Raw genomic sequence first — 3334 nt, 5'->3', positions numbered from 1 at the left:
AGGCTCGGCTGCGACGCCTTAATCCACCTCGGGCACAGCTACATGCGCCTGAACCTTGAGGTGCCGACAATCTTTGTCCCGGCCTTCGCGAAGGTCGAACTCGTTCCCGCCCTTGAAAAGAACATTGAGGAGATTCGGAAGCTTGGAAGGAGGATAGCGCTCGTAACCACCGCCCAGCACGTTCACAGGCTTGACGAAGCGAGGGAGTTCTTGGAGAAGAACGGCTTCGAGGTGCTCATCGGAAGGGGCGACTCAAGGGTGAGCTGGCCTGGGCAGGTGCTCGGGTGCAACTTCTCCAGCGCGAAGGTCGAGGCCGACGGCGTTCTCTTCATCGGGGCCGGCTACTTCCACCCGCTTGGCGTTGCGCTGGCGGTTAAGAAGCCGACCCTGGCGATAAACCCGTACTCCGGCGACGCGCTCTGGATGGATGAAGAGGCGGAGCGCCTTGTAAGAAAGCGGTGGGCCCAGATAGCCAAGGCCATGGATGCGAAGAGCTTTGGGGTCGTGGTGAGCACCAAGAAGGGACAGCTCCGCTTAGCGGAAGCCAAGCGGATTGTTGAGCTCCTCCGCGAGCGCGGTAGGGAAGCGAGGCTCATAGCGATGGACCACATAAGCTATCCGAAGCTTGAGGGCTTCCCCTTCGACGCCTACGTCGTCGTTGCCTGTCCGAGGGTTCCGATAGACGACTACGAGAACTGGCGCAAGCCCGTTTTGACGCCGAGGGAAGTGGAGCTCCTCCTTGGCCTGAGAGAGGACTACGAGTTCGATGAGATACCTGGGGTTGAGCGGAGGGAGGACGAGCCCCTCGGCATAGCGGTTCACGGGGTGAGGGGATGAGGAAGAAGCATCTCGCAATGCTCCTCTCAAAGCTTGAGGGCTTTCCTGAGCCGAAACCCGAGCTGGAGCAGTACAGAACCCCCGGAAACGTCGCGGCGGAACTGCTGTGGCTGGCTTACTCGGCTGGAGACATCGCTGGAAAGGTCGTTGCCGACCTTGGAGCCGGGACCGGCGTTCTCGCGATAGGGGCAAAGCTTCTCGGTGCGGAGAAGGTCTACGCTGTCGAGGTTGACGGGAAAGCCCTCGAAGTCGCGAGGAAAAATGCCGAACGGGCTGGTGTCGAGGTCGAGTTCATTCAAGCGGACGTCTCTGAGTTCGGGGAGAAGGTTGACACCGTTGTGATGAACCCTCCCTTTGGGAGCCAGAGGAAGGGCGCGGACCGACCGTTCCTGCTCAAGGCCTTCGAGGTCGCGGACAGGGTTTACTCAATCCACCTCGCGAAGCCCGAGGTAAGGAACTTCATCGAAAAGTTCTCTGCCGACAACGGCTTCACTGCATTTCGGCTGGCGACCGTTCCCTTCGAGATTCCGGCTCAGTTCTTTTTCCACCGGAAGAGACTGGAGAGGATTCTCGTTGACCTGTACCTCTTCGAAAGGTATTTCTTTTAAACCCGGGACTTTCGCCGAAAAAAATATATTGGGTTCAGACCATAACCTATGTGATATAATCAAGGTCGGTGACGTGAATGCCCCGGGGTACGTTGGATTCCCTGCTCAAAAAATGGGAGATGAGGGATTTAATCAGGCTCGCGAGGGAGAGCGACGAGGCTTTGATTGAGATTCTGCGGGCCGTTGAGTCAGATGACCCTGACGTTAAGCTCGCATCACTTTCAGCCCTTCTGGAACTCGTTCAGACCTCCAACTGGCGCGAGAGGAAGAGGATTCTTGAGTTTGGTTTTGATGCCCTCGTTGATGCTCTCTCAACGGATGACCCGCGCGTTCTCTGGAGGACGCTCGCCATACTCTCAGCGCTCCTCAAGAACAATCCGCTCAACGGTGCCAGGTTGCTCAAGCTCGTGAGGGCAATAACGGGTCTGGCCGAGACGAAGAACGCCGTCGTGTGGGACGAACTCCTCAACGTTGTTGACAACATTATGGCACCTTACATAGACGACGGAGTTGCCAGTGAGCTCAAGACTCTCCTCAAGTCTGGAACAGCTGGAGAGGCAATCATAGTGGCAATGGTCCTCCTTGAGACCGGCGCCATAGACAAGGACTGCTGGGTCACCCTCGTTGAAAGGGTTGCGGGGGCCCTGCTGAGCGGGGAGCCGAGGCTCGTCGATGCTGGCCTGGTGGCATCAATGAAGATTTCGAAGCTCCCGCCGGTTTACTCGATGGACGTCCTAATAAAGGAGCTCCTTCCGGCGCTCAGAAAGACTATAGTTGACTGCGACGACCAGATTAGAAAGGCCAGGGCCGTTGAGGTCTTCGACAGGCTCAGGGAAACCCTGGTTCGCTACTACCGCGTCAGGCCGAGGGAAGCCCAGAGGGTCGTCGAGGAGCTCATGCGCCTTGGGCTCGTGGACGAGGCCTACATGATTTCCTCCGCGATAGGGACAATCCCAACGGCACCCGGGGAGGCCTACGGAAACAGGGGTAGGCTCTGATGTCAAAGCTCAAGCTCTCGGACAGACAGCTCTACGCACTTATTGAAGCGGTGAAGCTCGGCGAGGTAATCAAGCCGAGTCAAAGCGCCAAGAGGAAGGCCTTCTCGCGCTACAAAATCGAGGGCTGGGAGAACTCCAAGCTGACCGGGATCTTTTACTCGATTCAAAGGAGGCTCGGGTTGATAGACGAGGTAATCGAGGAGCTCGTAGGAGTCTCTCCCTTAATCCTCGACCCCTGGCTGAGGGCTACGCTCAGGGTTGCGGTTGAGGTTGCGGTCTTCAGGGACCCGAACGAGAGAACGATTCAGCACCTCAAGGGCCTCGCCAAGTTCCTCTCGGGCAAAACGCACCCGTATGTAGGCTATTACTACTATGAGCTACTGCCGAGAATCATAAACTACGTTCCTAAGCTCGACTCCGAGGAGAAGAGGCTTAAATGGGAGTACCTCTTCCCCGAGTGGTTCATAGCGAAGATGCGCGGGCTTCTTGGTGAAGAAGCAGAGGAACTTCTGAAGGCCCTCAACGAGACCCTTCCGGTCAGTCTTCGCGTTAATCGCCTTAAGGCGAGCGTTAAAGACGTTGAGAACTACCTGAGGAGGAAAAACCTCCGCTTCAAGAGGAGCGAGCGCGTTGAAACGGTAATCCGTGTTTTAGACTCCTTCAACCCCGGGAGGCTCATGGAGAAGGGTTTCGCTCTGCCCCAGGAAGAGGCATCGGCCGTCGCTTCCCTAATCCTCTCCCCCAAACCCGGTGAGACGGTTGTTGATTTGGCCGCGGCACCGGGCGGAAAGACCGCCCACATGGCCGAGTTGATGAAAAATGAAGGAAAAATCTACGCCTTCGACGTTGATTCAGAGAGGATTAAGCGCATGAAGCAAATCCTCCGCTGGG

At 57.0% G+C, this 3334-nt stretch carries 4 protein-coding genes; all 4 read left to right on the top strand.

The genetic code is table 11. The annotated features are described in order from the left end of the window. The coding region (gene dph2, locus MVO87_RS07685; RefSeq protein WP_297552783.1) for a diphthamide biosynthesis enzyme Dph2 at window positions 1-837 on the top strand (837 nt) is incomplete at its 5' end. Further along, window positions 834-1445: an METTL5 family protein gene (locus tag MVO87_RS07680; RefSeq protein ID WP_297552782.1), complete on the top strand. Its 612-nt coding sequence runs from the start codon at window positions 834-836 to the stop codon at window positions 1443-1445. The genes dph2 and MVO87_RS07680, both read left to right, overlap by 4 nt. A 77-nt stretch (window positions 1446-1522) precedes the next feature. Continuing rightward, window positions 1523-2443: a hypothetical protein gene (locus tag MVO87_RS07675; RefSeq protein WP_297512934.1), complete on the top strand. Its 921-nt coding sequence runs from the start codon at window positions 1523-1525 to the stop codon at window positions 2441-2443. Then, window positions 2443-3334, top strand: an 892-nt coding sequence (locus MVO87_RS07670) for an RsmB/NOP family class I SAM-dependent RNA methyltransferase (RefSeq protein ID WP_297552781.1), incomplete at its 3' end; no start/stop codon positions are given. The genes MVO87_RS07675 and MVO87_RS07670, both read left to right, overlap by 1 nt.

The organism is Thermococcus sp. (assembly GCF_027063845.1).
Taxonomy (GTDB): domain Archaea; phylum Methanobacteriota_B; class Thermococci; order Thermococcales; family Thermococcaceae; genus Thermococcus.
Note: the sequence above shows the minus strand (reverse complement) of the source record. Positions and strands in the feature narration are given on the sequence as shown.

Excerpts from the sequence above, each read along its gene's own strand:
- MVO87_RS07680 (WP_297552782.1), top strand. The coding sequence starts at position 834 with ATGAGGAAGAAGCATCTCGCAATGCTCCTCTCAAAGCTTGAGGGCTTT.
- MVO87_RS07675 (WP_297512934.1), top strand. The coding sequence starts at position 1,523 with ATGCCCCGGGGTACGTTGGATTCCCTGCTCAAAAAATGGGAGATGAGG.